At 70.7% G+C, this 25052-nt stretch carries 23 protein-coding genes and 3 pseudogenes; 11 read left to right on the top strand and 15 right to left on the bottom strand.

Annotated elements, in window-relative coordinates:
• Window positions 1-109: 109 nt before the first annotated feature.
• From ACZ4UU_RS32540 to ACZ4UU_RS32510, 7 genes are all read right to left on the bottom strand, one after another.
• Window positions 110-559 (bottom strand): spore-associated protein, encoded by a 450-nt coding sequence (locus tag ACZ4UU_RS32540; protein ID WP_471906965.1) that lies wholly within the window; start codon window positions 557-559, stop codon window positions 110-112.
• A 186-nt stretch (window positions 560-745) separates the two neighbouring features.
• Window positions 746-1168, bottom strand: coding sequence for an acyl-CoA thioesterase (locus ACZ4UU_RS32535; RefSeq protein ID WP_471906964.1), 423 nt, complete (start codon window positions 1166-1168; stop codon window positions 746-748).
• 51 nt (window positions 1169-1219) lie between these two features.
• Window positions 1220-1849 (bottom strand): hypothetical protein, encoded by a 630-nt coding sequence (locus tag ACZ4UU_RS32530; protein ID WP_471906963.1) that lies wholly within the window; start codon window positions 1847-1849, stop codon window positions 1220-1222.
• 111 nt (window positions 1850-1960) lie between these two features.
• The gene (locus ACZ4UU_RS32525; RefSeq protein ID WP_471906962.1) at window positions 1961-2560 is read right to left on the bottom strand and encodes a histidine phosphatase family protein; all 600 of its coding nucleotides are present in this window, start codon (window positions 2558-2560) and stop codon (window positions 1961-1963) included.
• 126 nt (window positions 2561-2686) lie between these two features.
• Window positions 2687-3088, bottom strand: a complete 402-nt coding sequence (locus ACZ4UU_RS32520; RefSeq protein WP_471906961.1) for a DUF5955 family protein — start codon at window positions 3086-3088, stop codon at window positions 2687-2689.
• A gap of 43 nt (window positions 3089-3131) precedes the next feature.
• Complete coding sequence (locus tag ACZ4UU_RS32515) at window positions 3132-5486, bottom strand: hypothetical protein (protein WP_471906960.1); 2355 nt, start codon at window positions 5484-5486, stop codon at window positions 3132-3134.
• 116 nt (window positions 5487-5602) lie between these two features.
• The gene (locus ACZ4UU_RS32510; protein ID WP_471906959.1) at window positions 5603-6811 is read right to left on the bottom strand and encodes a pyridoxal phosphate-dependent aminotransferase; all 1209 of its coding nucleotides are present in this window, start codon (window positions 6809-6811) and stop codon (window positions 5603-5605) included.
• Between the two features lie 87 nt (window positions 6812-6898).
• Here ACZ4UU_RS32510 and ACZ4UU_RS32505 point away from each other — a divergent pair, with 87 nt between their 5' ends.
• The gene (locus tag ACZ4UU_RS32505; RefSeq protein ID WP_471906958.1) at window positions 6899-7525 is read left to right on the top strand and encodes a winged helix-turn-helix transcriptional regulator; all 627 of its coding nucleotides are present in this window, start codon (window positions 6899-6901) and stop codon (window positions 7523-7525) included.
• 49 nt (window positions 7526-7574) lie between these two features.
• On the opposite strand, the gene ACZ4UU_RS32500 is transcribed toward ACZ4UU_RS32505, so the two are convergent.
• The 3 genes from ACZ4UU_RS32500 to ACZ4UU_RS32490 form a co-directional block, all read right to left on the bottom strand.
• Window positions 7575-8378, bottom strand: a complete 804-nt coding sequence (locus ACZ4UU_RS32500) for a hypothetical protein (RefSeq protein ID WP_471906957.1) — start codon at window positions 8376-8378, stop codon at window positions 7575-7577.
• Window positions 8378-9646, bottom strand: a complete 1269-nt coding sequence (locus ACZ4UU_RS32495) for a VWA domain-containing protein (protein WP_471906956.1) — start codon at window positions 9644-9646, stop codon at window positions 8378-8380. The genes ACZ4UU_RS32500 and ACZ4UU_RS32495 overlap by 1 nt, the downstream gene beginning before the upstream one ends.
• 78 nt (window positions 9647-9724) lie before the next feature.
• Complete coding sequence (locus ACZ4UU_RS32490; RefSeq protein ID WP_471906955.1) at window positions 9725-11239, bottom strand: IucA/IucC family protein; 1515 nt, start codon at window positions 11237-11239, stop codon at window positions 9725-9727.
• Between the two features lie 151 nt (window positions 11240-11390).
• Between ACZ4UU_RS32490 and ACZ4UU_RS32485 the strand changes: the two genes are divergently transcribed.
• The 3 genes and pseudogenes from ACZ4UU_RS32485 (at window position 11391) to ACZ4UU_RS32475 (ending at window position 14683) form a co-directional block, all read left to right on the top strand.
• The gene (locus ACZ4UU_RS32485; protein ID WP_471906954.1) at window positions 11391-12875 is read left to right on the top strand and encodes an IucA/IucC family protein; all 1485 of its coding nucleotides are present in this window, start codon (window positions 11391-11393) and stop codon (window positions 12873-12875) included.
• 20 nt (window positions 12876-12895) lie between these two features.
• Window positions 12896-13015, top strand: a pseudogene (locus tag ACZ4UU_RS32480) (HipA family kinase); the annotation flags it as partial.
• Between the two features lie 126 nt (window positions 13016-13141).
• Window positions 13142-14683 (top strand): oxidoreductase, encoded by a 1542-nt coding sequence (locus ACZ4UU_RS32475; protein WP_471906953.1) that lies wholly within the window; start codon window positions 13142-13144, stop codon window positions 14681-14683.
• Here the strand turns inward: ACZ4UU_RS32475 and ACZ4UU_RS32470 are convergent.
• Window positions 14680-15029, bottom strand: a pseudogene (locus tag ACZ4UU_RS32470) (transposase); the annotation flags it as partial. The gene ACZ4UU_RS32475 and the pseudogene ACZ4UU_RS32470 sit on opposite strands and share 4 nt — an antisense overlap.
• Window positions 15030-15255: 226 nt before the next feature.
• The gene (locus ACZ4UU_RS32465) at window positions 15256-16695 is read right to left on the bottom strand and encodes a glycoside hydrolase family 43 protein (protein ID WP_471906952.1); all 1440 of its coding nucleotides are present in this window, start codon (window positions 16693-16695) and stop codon (window positions 15256-15258) included.
• Window positions 16696-17323: 628 nt separating this feature from the next.
• Between ACZ4UU_RS32465 and ACZ4UU_RS32460 the strand changes: the two are divergent.
• The 5 genes and pseudogenes from ACZ4UU_RS32460 to ACZ4UU_RS32440 all read left to right on the top strand — a co-directional run.
• Window positions 17324-17481, top strand: a pseudogene (locus ACZ4UU_RS32460) (IS256 family transposase); the annotation flags it as partial.
• Entirely contained in the window at window positions 17473-17652 is a 180-nt protein-coding gene (locus ACZ4UU_RS32455; protein ID WP_471907094.1) for a hypothetical protein, read from the top strand. The pseudogene ACZ4UU_RS32460 and the gene ACZ4UU_RS32455, both read left to right, overlap by 9 nt.
• Window positions 17653-18061: 409 nt before the next feature.
• Window positions 18062-18379 (top strand): hypothetical protein, encoded by a 318-nt coding sequence (locus ACZ4UU_RS32450; protein ID WP_471906951.1) that lies wholly within the window; start codon window positions 18062-18064, stop codon window positions 18377-18379.
• On the top strand, window positions 18373-19278 hold the full coding sequence (locus tag ACZ4UU_RS32445) for a HipA family kinase (protein ID WP_471906950.1): 906 nt from the start codon (window positions 18373-18375) through the stop codon (window positions 19276-19278). The genes ACZ4UU_RS32450 and ACZ4UU_RS32445 overlap by 7 nt, the downstream gene beginning before the upstream one ends.
• Entirely contained in the window at window positions 19275-19574 is a 300-nt protein-coding gene (locus ACZ4UU_RS32440) for an Rdx family protein (RefSeq protein WP_471906949.1), read from the top strand. Before ACZ4UU_RS32445 ends, ACZ4UU_RS32440 begins: the two co-directional genes overlap by 4 nt.
• A gap of 4 nt (window positions 19575-19578) precedes the next feature.
• On the opposite strand, the gene aceB is transcribed toward ACZ4UU_RS32440, so the two are convergent.
• Together aceB and ACZ4UU_RS32430 are read right to left on the bottom strand one after the other, a co-directional pair.
• Window positions 19579-21201: a malate synthase A gene (gene aceB, locus ACZ4UU_RS32435; protein ID WP_471906948.1), complete on the bottom strand. Its 1623-nt coding sequence runs from the start codon at window positions 21199-21201 to the stop codon at window positions 19579-19581.
• A 210-nt stretch (window positions 21202-21411) separates the two neighbouring features.
• A complete protein-coding gene (locus ACZ4UU_RS32430; protein WP_471906947.1) occupies window positions 21412-22014 on the bottom strand; it encodes a nucleotidyltransferase family protein in 603 nt (200 codons plus the stop codon).
• A 185-nt stretch (window positions 22015-22199) separates the two neighbouring features.
• Between ACZ4UU_RS32430 and ACZ4UU_RS32425 the strand changes: the two genes are divergently transcribed.
• Window positions 22200-22511 (top strand): DUF5955 family protein, encoded by a 312-nt coding sequence (locus ACZ4UU_RS32425; RefSeq protein ID WP_471906946.1) that lies wholly within the window; start codon window positions 22200-22202, stop codon window positions 22509-22511.
• A gap of 126 nt (window positions 22512-22637) precedes the next feature.
• On the opposite strand, the gene ACZ4UU_RS32420 is transcribed toward ACZ4UU_RS32425, so the two are convergent.
• Window positions 22638-23435, bottom strand: a complete 798-nt coding sequence (locus ACZ4UU_RS32420; RefSeq protein ID WP_471906945.1) for an IclR family transcriptional regulator — start codon at window positions 23433-23435, stop codon at window positions 22638-22640.
• Window positions 23436-23686: 251 nt separating this feature from the next.
• On the opposite strand from ACZ4UU_RS32420, the gene allB reads away from it, so the two are divergent.
• A complete protein-coding gene (gene allB, locus ACZ4UU_RS32415; protein WP_471906944.1) occupies window positions 23687-25027 on the top strand; it encodes an allantoinase AllB in 1341 nt (446 codons plus the stop codon).
• Window positions 25028-25052 lie beyond the last annotated feature (25 nt).

Raw genomic sequence — 25052 nt, 5'->3', positions numbered from 1 at the left:
CCAGCAGCGGCGCCGACTGAGAAACGAACTCGCCCCGGCGGAACTTCGGGAGTCCGCCGGGGCGAGCGATGTCCCCGTGACCGGGTCACCGGGTCACCGGGTCACCGGGTCACCGGGTGAAGGTCACCCGGTTCTCCTTGAGGGCGCCGCAGTTGGAGCCCGTCACCTGCACGTACACGTTCTTGATGTGACCGCCCCAGTCCACGCAGTGCGCCTTGCCGTAGACGTAGGTCGGTCCGGCGTACGACGTGTACTGCCCGTAGTCCTCGTCGTACTCCTCGGTGTCGGACACGTAGATCCACGCCGACATGTCCAGGGCGGTGCCCGGGTTGTTGCGGATGGTGGCCACGCAGTTCTTGCCGTTGGACGCGTTGTACGTCAGGTAGATGGTGCCCAGCGAGCCGACGGCCGCCGAGTTCACCGTCTTGTAGCTGCTCCCGCAGACCTTCTGCGGGGTGGTGTTGGGCGCGGCGGAGGCGGGCGCCGTGAGGGCGGCCGTGGTGCCCACCGTCAGGGCCGCCAACGCGGCAGCGGACAGGACAGAACGCGCGTATCGCATATTTCCCCCTGGTCTCCATTGGAGGTGGTTGCTCCTACATGGTGTGACCCACCGGGTATGCGAATGGTTGTGCTCAGTTCTGACGCTTCCTCAACAAGGCCGTCACCGGCACCAGAGGCCCCCAGCCGCGATCAACGTCCCTCCCTGGAACGCGAGTTGGTAGGAGGCGCACCGGAGTCGGTGTGACTAGAGCCCGAACAAGCTCGGGTCCGTGGCCAGTTCCTTGAAGTAGTCCTGCGGGTTGGCGACCATCCTGCGCTCCTTGAGGTCCAGCAGGCCACCGACCGCCGTGAGCTCGGCCGCCACCGTGCCGTCCGTCTTGCGAACGATCTGCTCGATCCGGAACGTCTTGCCGCCCGACCACTCGAAGGCGCAGGTCACGTCGACCTCGTCACCGGCGAGGAGCTCCCGCTTGTAGCGGATCGTCGTCTCCAGCGCGACGGGGCCGACGCCCTTGCCTATCAGGCCCGCCTGGCTGATGCCCGCGGCCTGGAGCAACGACCAGCGGGCGTGCTCCGCATAGTTGATGTACACGCTCTGGTTGAGGTGCCCCTGCACATCCGTCTCGTAGCCGCGGACGGTGACCCGGACGGAAAACGGCTCGCTCACTGCTTCCTCTTCTCGCCTTCGATGCCCTGTGCACCGATCTTGGCATGCCCGTCATGCCCGGCGTGGGGATGCCAGCAGATATCGCGCTCTTGTACGAGGTTCGGTGTGCTCGCCGACCTGCCACCCCGCCCCCTCAAGTGTGGCGGCGCAGGCCCGCAGCCGCGCGCCGTCCGGCTCGTGCACGGCGACCGCCTCCGGCTGAGGGGTGGCCCGCACCCGGTACCCCTCCTCGGCGTCCGGCCCGGCCGCACGGTGCCCGGCGGCCTCCAGAGCGAGCGCGGCGGCCTGCACCAGATGTGTACGCTCCCATCCGCACGGCCGGTCCGTCGCCCCGTCCGGGTTGGTCATCCGGCGCAGCTCCAGCAGCCCCTGCCAGGCACTGTGCACTTCGCGGACCCGGGCCGGTCCGCTCCTCGGCGGGTCCTCCTCGCCGCCGATCCGGGCCGCGAACACCCCACGGGCCGCGGGAGTCTCGGCCTGCGCGGGCGCCGTCGGCTCCGCTTCCCGTATCCGATGCCCGGCCGGTGTCAGAAAGTGATCGTGCGGCGGCCGCGGGTGCCGGAAGGCGAGCCCTCGTTTCACCAGCGCCGCGAGCTGCGCCTGCGTACCCCTGAGCCGTCCCGTGACCGGGTCGGCGGCGTCGATGACACGCCGCTGGGCGGCGGTCGGCGGTCGGGTCACGGCGTGCTCCTCCCCGGGTGGGCGTCGACGCGGGTGTGGGCGTCGACGTGGGCGTGGTCCCGACTGCTCCGGCCCCTGCCGGGCAGGCACACGCCCCATCTGCTGGGAAGGCTACGACCCGGGTCTGACATTCCACCCGGCGATCACCGGCCGCCCGTGCTCCGTGCTCAGCCGGCACACCGTTCCCGTCGCCAGCTGGAACAGCGCCCCGTCCGCTGCCGGCAGCCCGAGCCGCCGGGCCGTGAGCACCCGCAGGAAGTGCCCGTGCGCCACGAGCACCACGGCCCCCTCGGTCTGGGCGAGCGCCGCGTCCACCTTGCCCAGCATGCGGTCGGCGCGCCGACCGACCTGCTCGGGGTTCTCCCCGGGACGGTCGGGCGGACCCGGCGCGACCCCGTCCCGGAACAGGAACCACTCCGGCCGCTCCCGCTGGATCTCGACGGTCGTGACCCCCTCGTACCCGCCGTAGTCCCACTCCCGCAGATCGACGTCGACGCGCACGTCGTGCAGCCCGATCAGCTCCGCCGTCTCCCGCGCCCGCCGCATGGGGCTGACGAAGGCGGCCCCGATCCGATGGGAACGGATCAGCGGGACCAGCCGCCGCGCCTCGTCCCGGCCGTGCTCGGTGAGCGGCACGTCCGTCGAGCCCGTGTGCCGACCGGACCGCGACCACTCGGTCTCCCCGTGCCGGACGAGAAAGAGATCACCCACGTGCGTGCCCTTCCCGCTCGCCTCCCAGCACCGTGCCACAGCGTCGCCGACGGCCGCAGGGCGGATTGGGCCGGACGGCCTGCGCCGGGCCCGTCCGGACGGCCGTCGTCGTACCGCACGGCCGGTTCAGACCCCCGGCAGGCCCTGCACCGACTGCGCGAGCTGTCCGACCGCGACGACGAGCGGGGCCACCGGCTGGACGAACTCGTTCAGCCGGTGCAGGGCGCGCCGCAGGACGGTCGGCTCCGGCTCCTCCTCCTGGAGTTCCTCGCGCAGCCGGCGCAGTTCCCTGCTGGTGGCGTCGGGGTCGGCGAGCGCGGTGCGGTGCTCCTCCAGCAACCCCTCGACGACGGCCAGGAGCCGGGCGGTGCGAGCGGCCTGCTCCGGGTCCTGCGTCTGGAAGGAGACGGCGCCGGAGGAAGCCTGGGCGCCGTCTCCCACGGCCTGGTTGCCCACGTACTGGGTGCCGCCGCTGATCATGACGCCCTTGTTGACGGGAGGGCCCTGGCGCCCGTCGTCGTTTCGCATGAGAGTCCCCTACTTGTCGGAGCCGCCTACTTGTCGGAGCCGCCTACTTGTCGGAGCCGCCGGCGGCGCTGAGGGCGGAGGCGCCGGACTGCTGCGGGATGTTCTGGGTGGCGGTCGCGCCCGCGCCGATCGCCTGGTTGCCGATGATGCTCGTCCCGCCCTGCTGGATGAGTCCCTGGTTGAGGATCGTCTGCTGCTGGGTGCGGAAATCGGTGATGTCGTAGCCGTGCGCGTCGAGGAACTCCCGGATGGCGGCGAGGGTGTGGCGTTCCACGAGGGAGACGACGCGGCTGGAGTCCACGACCTGGAAGTAGTTGTGGTAGTCGGGGCTCAGCGCCATCTCCCTGATGCTCACCCGGGCGCCGTAGTCGAAGACCGGGTCCTGCTCCATGGCCTTCAGCTCGTCCACCATGCGCCGGGTGTGCCGGGTCTCGAAGCGAGCGTGGCGCAGTGCCCGGTACGGCGCGGCGAAGAAGGCGCCGCCGGTGCGGGCGAGGGAAGCCAGCAGCAGGCCACGCCTGCCGTCGGGGCCGAGCGGGCCGCGCAGGCGGTCCACGACGTGGTAGTCCGCGGCCACCGGGCCGAGCACGTGGTTGTCGCAGTGCAGGTGCAGTGTTCTGCCCGCGGTCGAGAAGTGCAGGAACACGCTCGGCACCACGTCCCCGCCCCACATCGGGACGTGCACCGCCAGATAGTGGCGGACGGTCCCGGTCGGACGCAGCATGATCTGCTCGACCTCTTCGGGGGACAGCCGGACGGTCGGGGTGATGCTGCGCTCCGCCTCGATGAACCGCTCGTCGTCACCGATGGTCGTGCCGTTCGCGAAGACTCGGTCCTCGATGACGAGCGACCCGAGCGCCTCCTCGCCGGGTTCCGTCTCCTCGCCGGCTTTCGCCGCCCCGTCGGTGACGCCGCGCTCGGCGACCGCGCGCAGTCGTGCGCGGACGTGGTCGACGAGTTCGGCGACCGTGAAGGGCTCCGGCTCGGTGGGGCGTGCGGTCAGGCCGGCCCGGTCGTCGGCGGGCAGGAGCGGCACCGAGAGCGACCACTTGGAGCTGGTCTCCGAGTAGCCGACGAACGGGGTGTACCCGCTGTACACCGTGACGTTGCCGACCTGGGCCTGCCGGACGGCCGCGAGCCGCTCGGCCATCCATTTCCGCCGCGGGACGGTGGGGCGGGGCTGCAGGGCGAACGTGTCACGGGTCATGGTGGTGCGCAGCAGCTGGTCGATGTCCCGGTCGTGGTCCAGGACCGTCACGTGGGCGAACACCACCACCCCGATCGACGCCAGGACGGCCGGCACCCCGCCCAGATAGGAGCCGAGCAGCCAGCCGAAGAAGCCCGGCACCGGCAGCGACGAGACCAGGGAGGCGAAGTAGAAGGCGAGCAGTACCACCACCCCGGCCGTGACGGCGCCGGACACCAGCGCCCTGCTGCCGGGCTGGTGGTGGCCGCGGGTGGCCAGGCTCAGCCGGGCGCCGGGGCGCCGAGTGGTCGACAGGAGCAACGCGACGTACAGCAGCCACAGTGGTGCGAGCACCGCCACGACGGCGAACGCCCCCGCCAGGCGCAGGTCGCGCCCGTGACGCAGTTCCTGTGCCGTCAGGCAGTGGCGTGCCACAGACACCAGGTCGACATCGGGGGAGGGTGCCACGGCACTGGCCTCGTCGGCCAGAACCTCTTCCACCACCCGGTCGGCGAAGCGTTCGTCCACGTAGGCCGCGGTGCACAGATAGCGGGTGACATCACCCGGTGTGCTCCCGACCGGCATGCGGACCTGTGGGGTCGTCATGCCGAGCCCTCCCTTTCTCCTCCTGGCCGGTGACGTCCTCGGGGCGGCGACGGATCTCGGGGCGGTGACGGACCTCGGGACGCGGGTGGTGAGTGGCCCTGCGGTCAGCAGCGCGAGCAGAGCGCCGACCGCCAGGCCGAAGACGAGTGCCGAGAGCGTGAGGTCCTTCAGCAGGGTTCCGGCCGGTGACATCTCCGCGTCCGGGATGAAGGCGTCGAGCAGGCCTACCCGCAGCAGGGCCTCGACCTCGCTCGCCAGCACACCCACGGCCAGACAGCGGATCCAGCCCGCCCGGTGGCGCAGCAGTCGCGATGCGAAGAGGGCGAGCCCCGCGAGCAGCACCACGACGCAGACGTTGTCGATGACCAGGAAGGTCACGCTGCCGTACCGGTCGAGGGAGTACTCCCAGCCGGGGACGAGTGCCGCTTCGGTGAGCGTGCGCAGGGTCTCGTCGCCGGAGAGCTCCATGTAGAACTTCTCGATGTAGAAGTCCCGGACCGGGCGCTGCGCCCACGGGCTGCCCCCGACGACGACGAGCAGGAGCAGAAGGGCTGTACGGCCGCGTAAGAACGATGGCGAGTCGGACCCACTCCGAGACAAGAACACCTGCCGGTTCCCCCATCCCTGACCCCAGAGATCAGTGGCCGCACTCTATGACATCCCCCTCCACTGTGATCGCGAATCGGCGAACATCGGCAAACCCGGCTCAGCCGCCCCTGCGGCTACTGCCGGTACCCGCTCAGGAACCGCCCGATCCGCCCGATCGCCGCCTCCAGGTCGTCCGCGTACGGCAGGGTCAGGATCCGGAAGTGGTCGGGTGTGGGCCAGTTGAAGCCGGTGCCCTGGACGACCTGGATCTTCTCCCGGAGCAGCAGGTCCAGGACGAACTTCTCGTCGTCGTGGATCTTGTACACCTCGGGGTCGAGACGCGGGAAGGCGTACAGCGAGCCCTTCGGCTTCACGCACGACACCCCGGGGATCTCGTTGAGCTTCTCCCAGGCCACGTTGCGCTGCTCGTACAGCCTCCCGCCCGGCCTGGTCAGCTCCCGGATCGACTGGCGGCCGCCGAGCGCGGCCTGGATGGCGTACTGCGCGGGGGCGTTGGCGCACAGCCGCATGGAGGCCAGCATCGTCAGGCCCTCCAGGTAGTCCTTCGCGTGCTGCTTCGGGCCGGTGACGACCAACCAGCCGGACCGGAAGCCGGCCACGCGGTACGTCTTCGACAGGCCGCAGAAGGTGAGGACGACCAGGTCGGGGGCGAGGGTCGCGACCGAGTGGTGCACGGCGTCGTCGTACAGGATCTGGTCGTAGATCTCGTCGGCGAAGACCATCAGGCCGTGCCGGCGGGCCAGGTCGAGGATGCCCTCCAGGACTTCCTTCGGGTAGACCGCGCCGGTGGGGTTGTTCGGGTTGATGATGACCACGGCGCGGGTGCGGTCCGTGATCTTCGACGCCATGTCGTCCAGGTCCGGGTACCAGTCGGCCTGCTCGTCGCACAGGTAGTGGACCGCCTTGCCGCCGGCGAGGGTCGTCACCGCCGTCCAGAGGGGGAAGTCCGGGGCGGGGATGAGGATCTCGTCGCCGTCCTCGACCAGGGCCTGTACGGCCATGGAGACCAGCTCGGACACGCCGTTGCCGAGGAAGACGTCGTCGACGTCCACCTCCAGGCCGAGCGTCTGGTAGCGCTGGGCCACGGCGCGGCGGGCGGAGAGGATGCCGCGCGAGTCGGTGTAGCCGTGCGCCTGGGGGAGCATCCGGATCATGTCCTGCAGGATCTCCTCCGGCGCCTCGAAGCCGAAGAGAGCGGGGTTGCCGGTGTTCAGGCGCAGCACGCTGTGGCCCGCCTCCTCCAGCGCGTTCGCGTGCTCGATCACCGGTCCGCGGATCTCGTAGCAGACCTCGCTCAGCTTGCTCGACTGCCGGAACTCCATGCGCGCTCGCCCCTCCGGTTTCGTGTGTTGCTTGGTTTTACCAAGTTCGAGCTTGGAAAGTCCAACAACATGTCTAGACTGCGTCGCATGTCACCTCGCCGAAGCTACGACCAGTACTGTTCCGCCGCCCGGGCGCTCGACGTCGTCGGCGACCGCTGGACCCTGCTGATCGTCCGGGAGCTGCTGGCCGGCGCGCGTCGCTACACCGACCTCCACGCGGACCTGCCGGGCGTCAGCACGGACGTACTCGCGTCACGGCTGAAGGACATGGAGCGCGACGGGCTCACCACACGCCGCCGGCTGCCCCCGCCCGGCGCGGCCTACGTGTACGAACTCACGCCCCGGGGACGGGAGTTGCTGCCCGTGCTCCAGGCGCTGGGCGCGTGGGGGCAGGCCGAGCTGGGGGAGCGGCGGCCGACGGACGCGGTGCGGGCGCACTGGTTCGCGCTGCCGCTGCTGCGCGGCCTTCAGGGGCAGGGGCTGGTGGAGGTCCACCTGGAGGAAGGGGTCTTCCACCTCTGGGCCGGTGCCGAGGAGGATCCCGTGTACAGCGAGGGGCCCGCACTGACCGAGCCCGACGCCCGGCTCGTCCTCGACGCCGAGACGTGCGGGGCCGTCGGCCGGGGGGAGTTGAGCGTCGCGGAGGCGGTGCGCGCCGGTCGTATCGAGGTGACCGGCGACGGCGTCCTGGCGAAGGCGTTGCGGGACGAATGAGAAGCGAAGGCCCGCCGCACCTCGGCGCGGCGGGCCTCCTGGCGAACCGTCAGGCGCCCGGCGGCACCCGCGTCGGCCTGCCCGACCCGCGCGTCAGCGCATGACCGCCGATGCCCGCCAGCGCGGCCAGCGCGCCGCCGATCGCCGTCCACACCCACCGGTCGGACCACCAGCCGGAGGCCCAGCCGTCCTCGGGCTCGATGCTGGACAGCACGGCCGACGCGGACGAACTGTCCTCGTCGTCCTTCGACTTCACGGCGACGCCCGGCACGAGCGGCTCCGCCAGCGACCCGTCCACCGCCGCCGCACCGCCGACGTCCTTCGAGTCGACCCGGACCTCGGCGCCGACCGGCAGACCGAGGTCGGAGGTGGGGACGTCCACGACCGTCAGCCGGATGTAGTACGTGCCCGGCAGCGGGTCATCGGCCCAGGGCTCCGACCAGGCGCGGACGGTGCGCAGCACGCAGTCCAGCTTGACGGAGGCCGCGTCCGCCGGGGCGGTCCGCGTCTGCGCCCCGTACTGGCATGCCTGGCGGCGCCGCAGACCGTCGTACACATCGATCTGCCAGGTCTCGGCGGCGTGCGTGTCCGGCAGCTTCACCGTCGCCTTGACGGTGGGGCGCTGTCCGGCGTCCGCCGGGAACGACCAGTACAGGTAGTCGCCGGTGGAGGCGCTCGCCGTGGCCGTCTGCCCCTGCTCGATCTCTGTCGCCGTACGGTAGGAGGTGCCCGCCTGGGTCGGCGCGCCGCCGTCCTCCGAGGCGCTCGGCGACGGTGTGGAGTCGGCGACCGCCGGGGTGACCGCAAGCCCGAACAGCAGCGCGGTCGTGCTCAACACTCGTGTGATCCGCATCAGTTGGTCCTCCAGACCGCGACGCGCCAGCGCGACAGCCAGCCCCAGACGAGACCGGCGAGGAAGCCGGTGAGGATCAGCGCACCGAGCAGCCACCAGCCGCGCCCGAGACCGAAGGCGGCCACGTCGCTCGCTGCCGACGGTCCCGCCACGATGTCGACCGTCAGCTCCAGCGGCAGGCCGGGAGTGGTCTTCACCCCGCTCGACGCGGAGAAGGAGTGCGTGACCTGCAGGCACACCGTCTCGGGCGCGACCTCGCCCGCCACGTCCTCCCGCTCGGCCTTCGGGTGGCGCAGACCCGTCGAGATCACGTCGGTACGGCCGTTGCCGGCCGCCTCGCCGCGGACGATCTCCCGGCCGCGCTCGGTCGTCGCCCGCAGCAGCAGCCCGTACGACGGGTTCACCTCGCGGTCGGCCGCCACGCTCACGGAGGCGCGCAGTTCATAGCCGTCCGGGACGTCCACGCGGTACCAGCGCTGCTGGCCGAACTCCTCGCGGTCGGTGTACAGACCGGACTTCAGCGTGGGCGCCTTCGCGCACTGGTCCGCGCCCGTCGTCGCCACCGGCGTCACCACAGGATCGGCCGCCCGGTCCACCAACTGGTTGACCTTGTCGGCGAGTTCGTCGGTGTGCTCGACCGAGGTGAAGGTGCCGCCGGTCGCCTCGGCGATACAGCTGAGCTGCTGCCGCAGCTTGGTGTTCGGGACCAGGCCGAGCGTGTCGATGGTCAGGCCGATGCCCTTGGCGGCGATCTCGCGGGCCACCTCGCACGGGTCGAGCGGGGCGCAGGTGTCCTCGCCGTCGCTGATCAGCACGATCCGCTTGGAGCCCTCGCCGCCGTCCAGGTCCTCGGCCGCCTTCAGCAGCGCGGGACCGATCGGCGTCCAGCCGGTGGGCGTCAGCGTCGCCACCGCCGTCTTGGCCTCGGTGCGGTCCAGCGGGCCGACCGGGTAGAGCTGCGCGGTGTCCTTGCAGCCCGTCCTGCGGTCGTCGCCCGGGTAGTTGGCGCCGAGGGTGCGGATGCCGAGCTGGACCTCCTCGGGGGTGGCGTCCAGCACCTCGTTGAAGGCCTGCTTCGCCGCGGCCATCCGCGACTGGCCGTCGATGTCCTTCGCCCGCATCGAACCGCTGACGTCGATCACCAGATCGACCTTCGGAGCGGTGGCGGTGGTCTCGTCGGCGCTCGCCCCGGCCGGGAAGGCTATCCCGGCCGTGAGCACGGCGAGCAGGGCGCAGGCCCCGGCCGCCAGCCGTTGTGTTCTGATCATCGGCGGATCTTATTGATCAGAGGTGTCACGCTTCAAAACGGGTTCGGAACGCCTGCCCGTACACCTGCCGGAGCACGGTCAGAACACCTCGGTGACCAGCGGATTGGGCAGCTCCGCCCACTGATCCCCCGGCGTTCCCGGCGACAGCCGCATCAGCGACAGCGCCTTCGTCGGCAGCGGCTCGTCGCGCAGCGCGGCGAGATCCACGGTGGCCGGCAACTCCCGTACGACCGCCTCCAGTGCCCCGCGCAACGCCGGCCCCGAGCCCGCCGTACCCGCCAGTGCCCCGGCCACCAGCGAGCCGAACAGCTTGCGGCGCAGGGTCGGAACGTCGTCCGTGACGATCCGGCCGGTCAGCTCCGGCATCGGGATGCCCTGCCGGGCCAGCCGGGCCGGGCTGATGCGGATGTCGGCGAGGTCGCGGTAGACCAGCCGCACCGGGGAGCCGTCCGCCGACAGCACCACGAGCAGGTTCTGACCGTGCGCCTCCAGCGCCACACCCGACTCCAGCAGCCGCAGCCCCACGGTGAGCGCCAGACGCGTGAACTCGGCCAGCCACCCGGGGGATTCGGGTAGCTCGGTGGTGGGGAGCGCCGCCACGGGCACGACCCGCTCGCCCGGCCCCGCGTACTCCCGCGGCGACTCGCGCAACACCGCCGCCAGATCGGGGGAGTCGGCCGTCGCGGCCCCCAGGGTGCGGGTCATGTGCAGCAGCCCGTCCGTCCGCGCCGCCAGTGTCTCGGCGAAGTCCGACAGCGTCGCCGACAGGGAGATCGAGTACACCGAGATGTCCCGCACCGAGGACGTCAGCCGGGCGCTCAACGCGGTCTTGACGTGCGGTCCGTCGGGCAGGGCGAGGGTGCGCAGGGACATCAGCGGGTGCGCGGCGAGGCCGTCGCCGCAGGGGTCGTGGGGCCGCTTCAGCACATGCTCGGCCTGCCAGGGATGCACCGGGATCAGCAGCCGCCCCCCGTCCCGCATCTCCTCCGGCCACCCGCCCGTCACCAGGCACTCGTCCGCCCGCACCGGCACCAGCCCCAGCGTCACCACCGGCCGGTGCTCCGGCCCGTACGCCAGCTGCTCGGCGACCGAGAAACCCGGCCGGGAACGGCAGTTGGGATGGAACGGATGCCCGTCGACCACCCGCTGCTCCCACTCCCAGTCACGCGCCGGCCACTCCTTCGGGTGAGGGTCCCGTCCGGCCCGCGACAACGCCAACGAGGCGACGCTGTGACCGAGTTCGGCCGCGAACGCCGTCCCGTGCGGCACGGACAGGTCCGTCATCAGGCGGGCCGGATCGTCGTACGACGTCCGGTCGAGACGTACGACGGTGACGTACGCGGCGGTGGCGTACGGGTCCGCGTGCGGGCCGTGCAGGAGGCGGCCGTCCGAAAGGCGCAGGGTGAGGCCCTCCAGGCCGCGCTCACGTCGGGCGATCCAGGGCAGCGGCTCGTGCGCCAGGGCACGCCACAGGCGGGTCAGGACGGCCGCCCTGGCACCGGGGAGCTCGGCGGCGTACCGCGACGCGAGTCCGGGGCGTACGTCGGCCAGTTCTGCGGCGACCTCGGCCTCGGCGCTGGAGGGACGGTGCACGGGCGGGCTCCTCGGGTACGAGTAGGGCGTCGGGCAAGGCGCCGACGACAGACATACTGATCGTCTTCCCGCCTGGAACGGACCGTAGAGACCATCCTGAACGGACTTGCAGAGACCGTCCTGAACGGACCGTAGAGAACGAGTGGATCGCGTGCACCTCACCCCGCCCTGCGCCGCCGACGTCGCGGACCGTGCCGACGCCCACGCGGTCGCGCCCCTGCTGAACTGCCTGCTGCGCGAGGTGGCCGAACCCCACGGGGCGTCCGGCGGACGTCAGGTGTACCGCCTGCCCGGCTCGGGCCGCCTGCTGCGGGTGCTCGGCGCGCGGCGGCCCGCCGAGCCCGAGGTCGGCGCGGACGGTACCTGGCGGCGCGTCGGGCACACCGAGCTCGTCAAGCTCGTCGCCGACGAACTGCGCCGCCACACCGGCCTGTCCAACCACGAACTGCCCGCCGAGATGATCGACAGCCGGGACGCGGTGGCCGCCCTGCTCACGGCACGCGCGCGTGCGACGCCGCCGGAGGACCCCTACCTCCGCTCGGAGCAGTGCCTCCTCACCGGCCACCCCTACCACCCCGCACCCAAGGCGCGCGGCGGCGGCCCGGTCGCGGGCTGGCTGCCGTACGCCCCCGAGGCGCACGCCCGCTTCCCGCTGACGCTGCTCGGCCTGCGCGAGGACGCGGTCGTCGAGGAGGGCGACACCGCGGCCCTGGACGCGCTCGGCGCCGCCCCGCCCGGCTATCGGCTGCTGCCCGCCCACCCCTGGCAGCTCGGCCTCGTGGACCTCGCGCCCGCCTTCGCCGACGGCCGGCTGATCCGGCTCGGCACGACCGGGTTCGACGCCTGGCCCACGGCCGCGATCCGCACGCTCTACGCTCCCGAGCGCGACCTGTTCCTGAAGTTCAGCCTCGACGTGCGGATCACCAACGACATCCGCCGGCTGTGGCGCCACGACCTGCTGAAGCTGCGCCGCACCGACGCCGCGGCCACCGCCGCCCTCGCCGTCGGCCGCGCGGCCTGGCTGTCCGACCGCGGCTACCGCACCGCCGACTTCGCCTTCGAGGAACTAGCCGTCCTGGTCCGCGACGGCTTCCACGACCGTCTGCCGCCCGGCTCGACCCCGCTGCTCGCCGCCGCCCTCGTGGAGCGCTTCGAGGGCAGCCCGCTCGGCGCGGCGGCGGACCCGGCGGCCTGGTGGGAGGCGTATCTCGGCGCGGTCGTGCCGCCCGCCCTCACGGCCTTCGCGGAGCACGGCGTCGTACTGGAGGCGCATCTGCAGAACACACTCGTCGCCGTCGACGCCGACGGCACCCCCGTACAGGCCGTCTTCCGGGACGCCGAGGGCGTGAAGCTGCTGCCGGAGGTGTCCCGGGCGGCCGGCTGGGAGCGGCTGGTGTACTGCCTGGTCGTCAACCATCTCGTGGAGATCGCCGAGGCCCTCGTCGAACGCCACCCGACCCTGGACCCCTGGCCCGCCGCCCGCCGCGAACTCGCCCGCCACGACCTCCCCGAGATCCCGGCCCTGCTGTCCGCCCCCACCCTCCCCGGCAAGACGAACCTGCTCCTGCGCTGGACGAACGCCGACGGCGCCGACGCCCGCTACCTGCCCCTTCCGAACCCGCTGGCCGGCCCATGATCTGAATTACCCTGGCCGGTCTGCTGCGCGACGTGACTGCTGTTCGATACGTGACCCCGCTGAGGTCCGGCGGCTCCGTCCCCGGAGTCGTCGAGGCCGACGACCTCGGCACGTACGTCGTCAAGTTGTCCACCCAGGGGGCGTTGACCTGCGGTGATGCGTCTATCCCCAGGGCTGACCTGCCCGCATGGTCTCTCAGCTGTTTCAGGCTCGTGCGTGCGTAGTTGGGCAAGGCGGGCGCTAAGGAAGATCACTACTCTGCATGAGTGCTCTCATACGACGAGTTGACTTCACCGGAGCGTGAGCTGTGGGATGCGTTCCCCGATGGACACCGCGTGGACCTGCGCGCGGGTGTGCCCGATGACGATCGAGTCACCGAAGGTGGCCGGTGGGGCCCCGGACGGACGATTCGTGCCGCCGTGATCGCGGCGCTGCTCTCGGGTGCGAACGCCGCGCGACCAGGCGCCGCCGCATGTGTGAGGCTCGTCGGCGCGCGCATCAGCGGCTGTCTTGATCTCTCGGACGTGGAACTCGGTCAGGCTCTCCGGATCGAGGGGTGCTGGTTCGAGGAAGCGCCGAGGCTCCACGGGGCGTCGGCCCGGACGATCCGCATCGTGGACAGCTGGCTGCCGGGCCTCGAAGTCGCTCTGGTGCGTGTCGAGGGGCACCTCGATCTGTCACGGTCGCGCGTGGAGGGGTGCCTGGATCTTCTGAATGCCTCGGTGGCGGGTGAGTTGGTGCTGAATGGCACGCGGGTGTGCGTGCCCGAGGGCTGGGCCGTGATCGCGGACGGCCTCGACATGGGAGGCGGCGTCTTCTGCATGCACGGGTTCACCGCCCGTGGCGGGATACGCCTGCTGGGAGCGCAGTTGCCGGGTGGACTGTTCATGCAGGGTGCACACCTGGAGCGCCCGGTACCGTTGGGGCGCCCAGGTCCGCGCGGAGTGGCCCTCGCCCTGGACAACGTCGTGGCGTCGACGCTCAACTTCTCCGGGGGCTTCACCGCGGACGGGACCGTGAGGCTGCGGGGCGCCCAGGTCTCGGACAATCTGACCTTCGAAGGAGCCGTCCTGAACGCGGCGCCCGACGGCGATGGCCCGGCCCTGGCCGGCCTCCTGATGCGGGTGACCGACTTCGACTTCAACCTCGCCCGACGACCGTACGGCACTGTGGACCTGCGGGGCGCGCAGGTGTCCTACCTCCACGACAACGAGCACAGCTGGCCGGACGTGGTGGAGCTGGATGGCTTCGTCTACGGCTCCATCAAGGCGGTCGAGGCGGGCGAACGACGGGAGGCGGTGGGGCGTCGAGGGTCTGTGGCAGACCGTGTGGCGTGGATACGACGCAGCCCCGGCTACAGCCCACAGCCGTATGAGCAGTTGGCGAGCTGGTACCGGACGGCCGGCCACGACGACGACGCCCGCCGCGTGCTCCTGGCCAAACAGCGCCACCGGCGCCGTACGCTGTCCCCGGCCGCGCGTGTTTGGGGGCACCTGCTCGACGTGACCGTCGGCTATGGCTACCGCCCCTGGCTGGCTGGAGTCTGGCTCCTTGCGCTGACCCTGCTGGGCGCCCTGGCCTTCCACGCGCACTCCCCCACCCAAGTCAAACAAGGCGAAGGCGCCCCCTTCCAGCCCCTCGTCTACACACTCGACCTCCTGATCCCCATCGGTGGTCTGGGTCAGCGCACGGCCTGGTACTGGTCGGACGGCAGCCTCCAGTGGCTGGCCTACCTACTGATCGCCCTCGGCTGGGTGCTGACGACCGCCGTCATCGCGGGTGTCACGCGCACCTTGCAGAAAAACTAGCGAGCGACAGCTGAGTTCAGGCGTCGCCAGCAGATCAGTGCGTATCCGAGGGTGAGTAAGGCTTCGTGGATGTCGTCACGCGCTTCCCAGCCGATCCGCAGGCGGCGGGACCTGTGCAGGTGGGCGAACGCGCGCTCCACGACCCAGCGTTGGGTGCCCAGGCCGGAGCCGTGCTCAGTGCCCCGGCGGGCGATCAGCGGCTTCACGCCGAGATCCCAGACCAGGTGGCGGTACTTGTCGTGGTCGTAGCCCCGTCGCCCAGCACCACGTCCGGGCGGCGCCGCGGCCGACCATGCTGGCTCCGCACCGGCGGCACCGCCTCAAGCAGTGGGATCAGCTGGGTGACGACGACAAAGACGCCGCCCCCGTTGTCGTGCACAACCTCCTGCCACTTGAGGACCGGACCGTCGACGCACAGGGTGCCTTCGAGTGCGTCGCCCGCACTTAGGCGCGGCGAAGGCTTCGTCGAGCAGGGCGACGAATTCGTGCCGGCCGTATGCGGCGTGCGGAATCCGTGGCCGGTTCGGTGCGCTGCCGGCGCCCTCGAGGCGGGCGCCGGCGGCGCTGTCGGGTCAGCTGGTCAGCCGGAAGGTGGCGTCGGCGCGGCCCGTCGCGGTGGTGATCGTTTCGAGCTTCAGCTGGAAGGCGTAGTGGCGGATGTAGCGGTCGGGGTGGTTGTACGACTGGAATGAGGACCAGGCCGAGTCGGCGAGCCCGGCGACCTGGCGGAAGGTGGCGTCCTCGGCGAAGGCGGTGGTGCCGTCGTTGTGGACGAGCTGGAAGTCGGCTCCGTCGTGCCGCAGGTAGTAGCCGGGGAAGTTCACCGACTCGAAGGAGACGGTGCCGGAGCCGGCCAGACCGGGCCGCGGCCGGAACTGGGCGTCCTGGTTCGTGACGTTCTGGTCGATGCGCACATCGAAGTTGGCGTGCCGCACGTAGCGGTCCTGGAAGTTGAAGGACTGCAGCCGCTTGCCCGGGACGTTGGCCCAGCGTGCCTGGATCCGGGCGTCCTCGGCGGCCGTCAGGGTCAGGATCGAACCGTGGCGCTTCTTCGTCCCGCCCAGGTTGTAGGTGCCGGCGGCCGGAATCCGGTAGGAGCCGGAGGCGGACGGGGTGGAGGGGCTGGTCGTCAGGACCGGCATGTAGCCCTTGCCGGCCGCGTACTGGTCGAGGTACAGGGCCCACTCGTTGCGGTCACGGAACTTCACCCACATCGGACCCTCCACCTGCGCGCCGGTCAGGCCGATGCCGGAGAGGTTGCCCAGGTTGGTCCAGGTGCCGAGGATCGAGTTGCTGCCCTCGATCGTGATCTGGCCGTCGCCGGAGGCCCGCACATAGCGGAAGTTGCCGACACCGGACGGCACCTCGACGATCTGGGTGTCGATGATCTCCTGGGTGCCGGGGCGCTCGATGTAGATCTGCGGAGTGGTGATCGTACGGAAGTCGGTGGTGCGGGCGTAGTAGATGCGGTGCTTCGTCACACCGTTGAGGGGCTTGTTCGTCGCCCAGTACAGGACGTAGCTGTTGGTGGCGGAGTCCCAGATCGCCTCCGGCGCCCAGGCGTTGCGCCCGTCGGGGATCGCACCGGCCACGTTCAGCAGCCACGGCTGGGACCAGGTGACCAGGTCCGTCGACTCCCACACCACGAGGCTGCGGCTGCCGTTGTTGATGGAGTCGCTCCATGACTGGCCGCAGCTGATGCACAGGTCGGTCGCGATGATCCAGTACTTGCTGCCGTCGGGTGAGCGCACGAGTGCGGGGTCGCGTACGCCGCGGGTGCCCACCGTGGAGCGCAGGGTCATCCCCCCGCCGTTGAGATCGGTCCAGTTCAGACCGTCCGCGCTGTACGAGAAGTACATCTGCTGGCCGGTCGACCCCTCCCCGATGAAGTGCGTCATCAGGTACCCCGGGTCGGCGGCGGCCGCCCGTTCCGGGGTGATCAGAGCTTGGCCTGTGAAGAGCAGGCAGGCGGCGAGCAACATCGCCATCAGCCGAGCGCGAAGCGCGGACATGCACATCTCCTGTCTATGCGGGGGTGCCACGGCGGGGTGACGGTGAGGTCGAGGGGAAGCTCCCGTCCACCCCCCGTCGGCCTCTGAAGCGCTTCACTTTCGGGGCGCTGCGGCGCCCTGTCGTCCGGCGATACCGTTTCTCCCCTGCCAGGGCCCAGAGGGCGTCGGAGTATGCGAAATCGACGTCGGGTGACCGCGGCTCCGCCCCTCGCGGCGATATTCGACGTGGTCCCAAGCTCCGTGCTGGTGTTCGGCTGAGGGCACGGCATCCGTAGCCCTGTTCCCGCCAGGCGTAAACGTTGTTCGAGGTTTCGGACAATGTCCGTAAGGTCGGCCAGACGTTAAGCGTATTGAGCCGAGTGCGTCAACACCTGCGACGCAGCCGGACCGGCCGGGCGCTGGATGCCCTCACGTCGATTCCCGCGCCTGGAGAGGTTTTCTGGAATCGAGCTTGTCAGTTTCGTTGACGGGACTTTGGCTGATGCCTATCTCCTGGTCGAAGTTACGTACAGCGTTCGGAATGTCGAACTGGCTGCCGTCGAAAGGGGCTTGCCGTGTTCCGCACCCGCCGTTGGTCAGGCCTCGGGGCAGCTCTGCCGGCCCTGTTCGCGCTCCTCGCCGCGACGCGGAGATCCAGTCGACTGACCCGATGGAACGGATCGACCGGGAGATCAAGCGCGCACCGACGACGCCCTGTTGCGGCTGGTCACCGCCGTGCTCTTCGACATGCGCGACGAATGGATGGCCTTCCCCCGCCGCTACCTGCCCGAAGGCAGCATGGACGAGCAGGGACCCCCAAGCTTCCGCGCGGGGCCTCGCGGTCGCGTCATGTACCGGCGGGGAACCCTCGATCCGTGGGTCCACGAACAAGAACAGGCCGACTCCCGCTCCAACACCGCCCTGAACCCTGTGAGCGCGATTCCAGAGCAACGGGTCAGCCGTACCGTCAATACATGAGGCGCCACACGCTGTAGAGCGACTTGGTGGACCCGCGCGATGGATCCATCGCGCTGGCCGACTACATCGCCTCACATTGGGCGCCGGGTACAAGGGGTGTTCCAAAGACCCAGGGCGAACTTCCGCTCCGGAACATCACGGCGGCCGAACTCCGCGCGTACATGGCCAAGCTGGAGACAACGGTCTCCTCGGTCGACTACCGGCGCGGCATCCTGTCCGAGCTGTCCAGCATTCTGGAGGCAGCCGTCGATGACAAGCGTCTCGCCAGGAACCCCATGCGCGCGAAGTCCGTACGGTGGCCGAAGGCGCCGGTGGAACTCCCTTGGGGAAAGCCGGAGGCGGACAAGCGGCGGAGGAAGTTCTCCCTCCTGCTCACCGCCCGATTCGGTAACGCCGTGGCGGTGAACACGTGGAACACCTGCACCTGGAAACCGGCGCCGGCCAAGGCCGGCATCATCCCGCCGCACGCCAGGGGGCGAAGGACTGGCAGTGGGAGGCGGCGCCGAAGGACGGCTTCCGCGTGCTGCGGCACACCTACGCCTCGATCATGCTGGAGGCGGGGGAGTCCGTGGTGACGCTGGCACGATGGCTCGGGCACTCGTCCCCGGCTGTCACGCTTGGTTACTATGCTCACTTCATGTCGGAGGTCGGAAGCAAGGGCCGCACCGCGCAGGAGCTTGCCGTGGAATGTAGGGCAAACAAGCTATGGGGCCTTGGAAGATGTTGAGAGAGGTCACCGCAACCCGCTACATCGAGCCCCTGCGCTCCGGCGGCTCCGTCCCCGGAGTCGTCGAGGCCGACGACCTCGGCACGTACGTCGTCAAGTTCACCGGCTCCGCGCAGGGCCGCAAGGCGCTGGTCGCCGAGGTGATCGTCGGTGAGCTGGCCCGCGCGCTCGGTCTGCGCTTCCCCGAGCTGGTCCTGGTCCACTTCGACCCGGTGATCGCGGACAGCGAGCCCCACCAGGAGGTGCGCGACCTCCACAGCGCGAGCGCCGGCGTCAACCTCGGCATGGACTATCTGCCGGGCGCGAAGGACTTCACCCCGGAGGTCGCCAAGACCTTCCGCGTCGATCCGCTGGAGGCGGGCCGGATCGTCTGGCTGGACGCCCTGACCGCGAACGTCGACCGTACGGTCCACAGCTCCAACCTGATGGTCTGGCCCACGCTCGGGACCGTCCCGCCCCGCCTCTGGCTGATCGACCACGGCGCCGCCCTCGTCTTCCACCACCGCTGGGACGGCTCCGAACCCGAGAAGGCGTACGACTTCCGCCACCACGCCCTCGGCCACTACGGGCCCGACCTGCGCGCCGCCGACGCCGAACTCGCGCCCAGGGTCACTGAGGAACTGCTGCGCGCGATCGTGGCGGAGGTGCCGGACGCCTGGCTCACCGACTTCGCCTCACCCTGCGAGGCCCGCGAGGCCTATGTGACGTACCTCCACGCGCGCGTGCGGGCGTCCGAGGCCTGGCTGCCCACCGAATTCCCCAGCCGCGCGGAACTGGCGGCCGAAGAGGCCCAGCGCGTGGCGAAGACCCAGCAAGGGCGGCCGAACTGGCTCAAGCGGGTCCCCGACCTGCACGGCAAGCCGGCCGCGGAACAGGATTGGTCGGTGCACCTCGGATGACGGAGGCTTCGTTGCGCGGGTCGGGGCGGGTCGAGATCGAGTACTGCACTCAGTGCAGATGGCTGCCCCGCGCCGCCTGGCTCGCGCAGGAACTGCTCACGACCTTCGAGGCGGAGCTGTCCGAACTGGCGCTGAAACCCGGCAAGGGCGGCGTCTTCGTCGTCCGCGTCGATGACGAGGTCGTCTGGGACCGCCGCGACCAGGGCTTCCCCGAGCCGACGGCCGTCAAGCAGGCCGTACGCGACCGAGTGGCCCCGGGGAAGTCCCTGGGCCACTCGGACAAGCCTGCTTCCTGAAGGCTCAGCCCCTGAGCTGCTCGTACGCCGGCAGAGTCAGGAAGTCCGCGTAGTTCTCGTCGAGGGAGACCTCCAGGAGCAGGTCGTGGGCCTGCTGCCAGTGGCCGGCCGCGAAGGCATCCTCGCCGATCTCGGCGCGGATGTTCGTCAGTTCCTCGGCGGCGACCTTGCGGGCCAGCTCCGGGGTGGCGTGCTCGCCGTTCTCGAACTCGACGCCCGCGTTGATCCACTGCCAGATCTGGGAGCGGGAGATCTCGGCGGTGGCCGCGTCCTCCATGAGGTTGAAGATGGCGACCGCGCCGAGGCCGCGCAGCCAGGCCTCGATGTAGCGGATGCCGACCTGGACTGCGTTGACCAGACCGGGGTAGGTCGGCTTGGCGTCCAGGGAGTCGACGGCGATCAGGTCGGCCGCCTCGACGTGCACGTCCTCGCGGAGGCGGTCCTTCTGGTTCGGCCGGTCGCCGAGGACCTTGTCGAAGGACTCCATGGCGATCGGGACCAGGTCGGGGTGGGCCACCCAGGAGCCGTCGAAGCCGTCGTTCGCCTCGCGGTCCTTGTCGGCGCGGACCTTCTCGAAGGCCACCTTGTTGACCTCGGCGTCCCGGCGGGACGGGATGAACGCCGCCATGCCGCCGATCGCGTGCGCGCCGCGCTTGTGGCAGGTGCGGACGAGGAGTTCGGTGTACGCCCGCATGAACGGGGCCGTCATCGTCACCGCGTTGCGGTCCGGCAGGACGAACTTGGCGCCGCCGTCACGGAAGTTCTTGACGATGGAGAACAGGTAGTCCCAGCGGCCGGCGTTCAGCCCGGAGGCGTGGTCGCGCAGCTCGTAGAGGATCTCCTCCATCTCGTACGCCGCCGTGATCGTCTCGATCAGGACGGTCGCGCGGACGGTGCCCTGCGGGATGCCGACGTAGTCCTGCGCGAAGACGAACACGTCGTTCCAGAGGCGGGCCTCCAGGTGCGACTCCGTCTTCGGGAGGTAGAAGTACGGGCCCTTGCCGAGGTCGATGAGGCGCTGGGCGTTGTGGAAGAAGTACAGGCCGAAGTCGACGAAGGCGCCGGGGACCTGCTGACCGTCGATCTGGAGGTGACGCTCGTTCAGGTGCCAGCCGCGCGGCCGCATGACGACCGTGGCGAGTTCCTCGTCGGCCTTGAGCGCGTACGACTTGCCCGACTTCGGGTCCGTGAAGTCGATGTTGCGGGTGTAGGCGTCGGCCAGGTTGATCTGGCCCAGGACGACGTTCTCCCAGGTGGGGGCGGAGGCGTCCTCGAAGTCGGCGAGCCAGATCCTGGCGCCCGAGTTGAGGGCGTTGATGGTCATCTTGCGGTCGGTGGGACCGGTGATCTCGACCCGGCGGTCCTGGAGCGCGGGCGGGCACGGGGCCACCCGCCAGGAGTCGTCCGCGCGGATCGCGGCGGTCTCCGGCAGGAAGTCGAGGGTGGAGGTGCGGGCGATCTCGGCGCGGCGCTCCGCACGGCGGGCGAGGAGTTCGTCACGCCGGGGCGTGAACCGGCGGTGCAGCTCGGCCACGAAGGCGAGGGCCGCGTCCGTGAGGACCTCCTCCTGCCGGGGCAGGGGCTCGGCGTCGACGATGGCCAGCGGGGACGGCGCTGGTGCGGACATGAGCTGTCACTTCCTTCAGCGAGCTACGTGGACGAGCTGTCGAGCTTCTGGCACCGGGTGCCAGTCTTCCCGGATACGGCTGGGGGCGCCCCCGGAGCAGGCGGGCGCTTCTGAACAGTGGATACTAGTTTCCTCATGGTGGAAGTTCAATCGTTTGTTGATATCGAGATTCTCTGAGTCGAGGCAACATGGCTCTGGGTGCCACGACCCTCACTCAAGGTGGGCGAGATCCGCCTCGGTGTCGATGTCGTACGGCTGTGCCACGTCCCCGCACTCGACGAGCCCGATCGCCTCCTCCCGCTCCCTCAGATAGGCGCGTGCCCCTCGATCGCCGGTCGCAGTCGCCGCGACGCCCGCCCAGTGGGCGGCGCCGAAGAGCACGGGATGGCCGCGTACGCCGTCGTAGGCGGCCGCGACGAGCGAGGTCTCGTCCTCGTACGCCGCGAGCACACGTGCGACCGCCTCCGTGCCGATGCCGGGCTGGTCGACGAGTGAGACGAGCGCCGCCCCCGCCCCCGTGCCGGTCAGCGAGGCGAGCCCGGCGCGCAGCGAGGAGCCCATGCCTTCGGCCCAGTCCGGGTTGTCCACCAGTACGCAGTCACCGAGTTCCGCCTGCTCCCGTACGGCGTCGGCCTGCGCGCCCAGCACCACGTGCACACGGGTGCAGCCGGCCGCGCGCAGCACCGCGACGGCGTGCTCGACGAGCGGGCGGCCGCGGTGCCGGAGCAGGGCCTTGGGGCGTCCGCCGAGCCGTCGGCCGCCTCCTGCGGCGAGCAGCAGACCGGCGACCGGCGGGACTTGTTTCTCCGTCATGCGTCCTGCATACATGACGCCCGCAAGGCCACCGGGTCTCCTTGGGCTGAATTTCGGTCCGCATGGTGGCGCGCCCGGCAGCGGTGGCGTTTACTGACCCGCGTCCCCGGCGCCCGATCGACGTCAGGGGAGCTCGGCGGGGGACACGTACTGCTGGCGCACAACGGCGTGCGAGGGGGAGTGCTTTGTTGCGGAGCTTGGGGCAGAGGCCGGTGACGGGCAGCGACGAGGACCTGAGGGTGGTGGAACTGCGGTCGGCGGTGTCCCGCCTGCGCCGCGAACTCGCCGCGCATCCGGCCGAGTTCCCCGACCGTGGCATCGCCGAGGACGAACTCGCCGCGCTGGCCGCGATGACGATCGACGGGGTGCCGGAGACGCCGCGGCTGCGAAGGTCACTGCTGCTGATCGCGGGGGCGATCGGGTCGGTGAGCGCGCTGTCCCCGGGGCTCACGCGGGTGCGCGACGCCGTGGAGCTGTTCGGGGAGCCGCGCCGCTAGTTCCGCGAACTGCCTTCTTCGCCCTCGCCGCCCCTACCAGTCCCCATCGGCCCGAAGGGCCTCGTCCTCAAACGCCGGACGGGCTGAAGTGCACCGGCCGGCGCTGAGGGTTCGGCCCCTCCGGGGTCAGGCGTGGTTCTGGGTGGCCAGTGCCTCGGACAGTTCGCCGGCGACCTGCTGCAGCACCGGCACGATCTTCTCCGTCGCCTCCTCCGTCACGCGGCCGGCCGGCCCGGAGATCGAGATCGCCGCCGCGGTGGGGGAGTCGGGCACGGAGACGGCGAGGCAGCGGACGCCGATCTCCTGTTCGTTGTCGTCGACCGCGTAGCCGGCCCGGCGTACGTCCTCCAGGGCCGCGAGGAAACCGTCCGGCGTGGTGATCGTCTTCTCGGTCGCGGCCGGCATGCCGGTCCGGGACAGCAGCGCGCGCACCTCCTGAGGCGGGAACCCGGCGAGGAGGGCCTTGCCGACGCCCGTGGAGTGCGGGAGGACGCGCCGGCCCACCTCGGTGAACATGCGCATCGAGTGCTTGGACGGCACCTGGGCGACGTAGACGATCTCGTCCCCGTCGAGCAGCGCCATGTTCGCGGTCTCGCCGGTCTCCTCGACCAGCCGGGCCAGGTAGGGCCGGGCCCAGGTGCCGAGCAGCCGGGAGGCGGACTCGCCGAGGCGGATCAGGCGCGGGCCGAGGGCGTAGCGGCGGTTGGGCTGCTGGCGGACGTATCCGCACGCCACCAGCGTGCGCATCAGGCGGTGGATGGTGGGCAGCGGCAGCCCGCTGCTCGCGGACAGCTCGCTCAGGCCGACCTCGCCGCCGGCGTCCGCCATCCGCTCGAGCAGGTCGAAGGCGCGCTCAAGGGACTGGACACCACCACCGTTGTTGGTCTTGGCGGCGTCGGTGGTGCTGGCGTTGGACGTCGGCACGGCGCGTTCCTTTCGGGAACCGGTGGGAAGAGCAGAAGCCTACCCGTCAGTCGGTTGACTCCCCGCTTGTGCATAGCTACGTTCTGCTTGCCGAAATTATATTTCCACTTTGTGGAAACGTACAGAGAGTATGGGATGGGTGCACTGTGGAGAAGTGTGCCCTTGACGGCGCACGAACGGGAGGGAAGACTCCTTCAACAGAAAGTTGAATTCCGCTACACGGAAGTCAATGGCGGCAGAGAGGGGCCCGGGTGTCCGACGCTGAACTGGTGCTGCGCTCGACGCGAGTCATCACCCCGGAGGGGACACGGGCCGCCTCGGTCCTGGTCGCCGCCGGCAAGATCACGGCCGTACTCGCGCACGACGCCGAGGTACCGGCCGGGGCCCGGCTGGAGGACCTCGGTGACGACGTCCTGCTGCCCGGTCTGGTCGACACGCACGTGCACGTCAACGACCCCGGCCGCACCGAGTGGGAGGGCTTCTGGACCGCCACGCGCGCGGCGGCGGCCGGCGGCATCACCACCCTCGTCGACATGCCGCTCAACTCCCTGCCGCCCACCACGACGGTCGACAACCTCCGCACCAAGCAGGACGTGGCCGCCGACAAGGCGCACATCGACGTCGGCTTCTGGGGCGGCGCCCTGCCCGACAACGTCAAGGACCTGCGCCCCCTGCACGAGTCCGGCGTCTTCGGCTTCAAGGCGTTCCTGTCGCCGTCCGGCGTGGACGAGTTCCCGCACCTCGACCAGGACCGGCTCGCCCAGTCCCTGGCGGAGATCGCCTCCTTCGGCGGACTGCTGATCGTGCACGCCGAGGACCCGCACCACCTGGAGGCGGCCCCGCAGCAGGGCGGCCCCAGATACGCCGACTTCCTCGCCTCGCGCCCGCGCGACGCCGAGGACACGGCCATCGCCCAGCTGATCGCCCAGGCGAAACGCCTCCACGCGCGCGTGCACGTCCTCCACCTCTCCTCCAGCGACGCGCTGCCGCTGATCGCCGAGGCCAAGCGGGACGGCGTACGGATCACCGTCGAGACCTGCCCGCACTACCTCACCCTCACCGCCGAGGAAGTCCCGGACGGCGCCAGCGAGTTCAAGTGCTGCCCGCCGATCCGCGAGTCCGCCAACCAGGACCTGCTGTGGCAGGCGCTGGCCGACGGCACCATCGACTGCGTGGTGACCGACCACTCGCCGTCCACGGCCGACCTGAAGACCGACGACTTCGCCACGGCCTGGGGCGGCATCTCCGGACTCCAGCTGAGCCTGGCGGCCGTATGGACCGAGGCGCGCAAGCGCGGGCACGGCCTGGAGGACGTGGTCCGCTGGATGTCCGCGCGGACTGCGCAGCTCGTCGGACTCGACCAGAAGGGCGCCATCGAGGCCGGCCGCGACGCCGACTTCGCCGTCCTCGCGCCCGACGAGACCTTCACCGTGGACCCGGCCGCCCTCCAGCACCGCAACCGCGTGACGGCGTACGCGGGCAAGACCCTCCACGGCGTCGTGAAGTCCACCTGGCTGCGCGGCGAACGCATCGTCGCGGACGGCGAGTTCACCGCCCCGAAGGGGGAGCTGCTCACCCGCGCCGCCCACTGACCCTCCCGCACCCGCACCGGCCGAC

It is taken from the genome of Streptomyces sp. NPDC028907, from assembly GCF_055564995.1.
This window is presented reverse-complemented; position numbering and strand designations above follow the sequence as displayed.

What these genes read in the sequence shown, in the direction of transcription:
- ACZ4UU_RS32430 (WP_471906947.1), bottom strand. Translation starts at nt 22,014, where the DNA reads ATGACGGAGAAACAAGTCCCGCCGGTCGCCGGTCTGCTGCTCGCCGCA.
- ACZ4UU_RS32505 (WP_471906958.1), top strand. Translation starts at nt 6,899, where the DNA reads ATGTCACCTCGCCGAAGCTACGACCAGTACTGTTCCGCCGCCCGGGCG.
- ACZ4UU_RS32440 (WP_471906949.1), top strand. Translation starts at nt 19,275, where the DNA reads ATGACGGAGGCTTCGTTGCGCGGGTCGGGGCGGGTCGAGATCGAGTAC.
- ACZ4UU_RS32500 (WP_471906957.1), bottom strand. Translation starts at nt 8,378, where the DNA reads ATGCGGATCACACGAGTGTTGAGCACGACCGCGCTGCTGTTCGGGCTT.
- aceB (WP_471906948.1), bottom strand. Translation starts at nt 21,201, where the DNA reads ATGTCCGCACCAGCGCCGTCCCCGCTGGCCATCGTCGACGCCGAGCCC.
- ACZ4UU_RS32510 (WP_471906959.1), bottom strand. Translation starts at nt 6,811, where the DNA reads ATGGAGTTCCGGCAGTCGAGCAAGCTGAGCGAGGTCTGCTACGAGATC.
- ACZ4UU_RS32465 (WP_471906952.1), bottom strand. Translation starts at nt 16,695, where the DNA reads ATGTCCGCGCTTCGCGCTCGGCTGATGGCGATGTTGCTCGCCGCCTGC.
- ACZ4UU_RS32445 (WP_471906950.1), top strand. Translation starts at nt 18,373, where the DNA reads ATGTTGAGAGAGGTCACCGCAACCCGCTACATCGAGCCCCTGCGCTCC.
- ACZ4UU_RS32540 (WP_471906965.1), bottom strand. Translation starts at nt 559, where the DNA reads ATGCGATACGCGCGTTCTGTCCTGTCCGCTGCCGCGTTGGCGGCCCTG.
- ACZ4UU_RS32455 (WP_471907094.1), top strand. Translation starts at nt 17,473, where the DNA reads ATGGACGAGCAGGGACCCCCAAGCTTCCGCGCGGGGCCTCGCGGTCGC.
- ACZ4UU_RS32520 (WP_471906961.1), bottom strand. Translation starts at nt 3,088, where the DNA reads ATGCGAAACGACGACGGGCGCCAGGGCCCTCCCGTCAACAAGGGCGTC.
- ACZ4UU_RS32495 (WP_471906956.1), bottom strand. Translation starts at nt 9,646, where the DNA reads ATGATCAGAACACAACGGCTGGCGGCCGGGGCCTGCGCCCTGCTCGCC.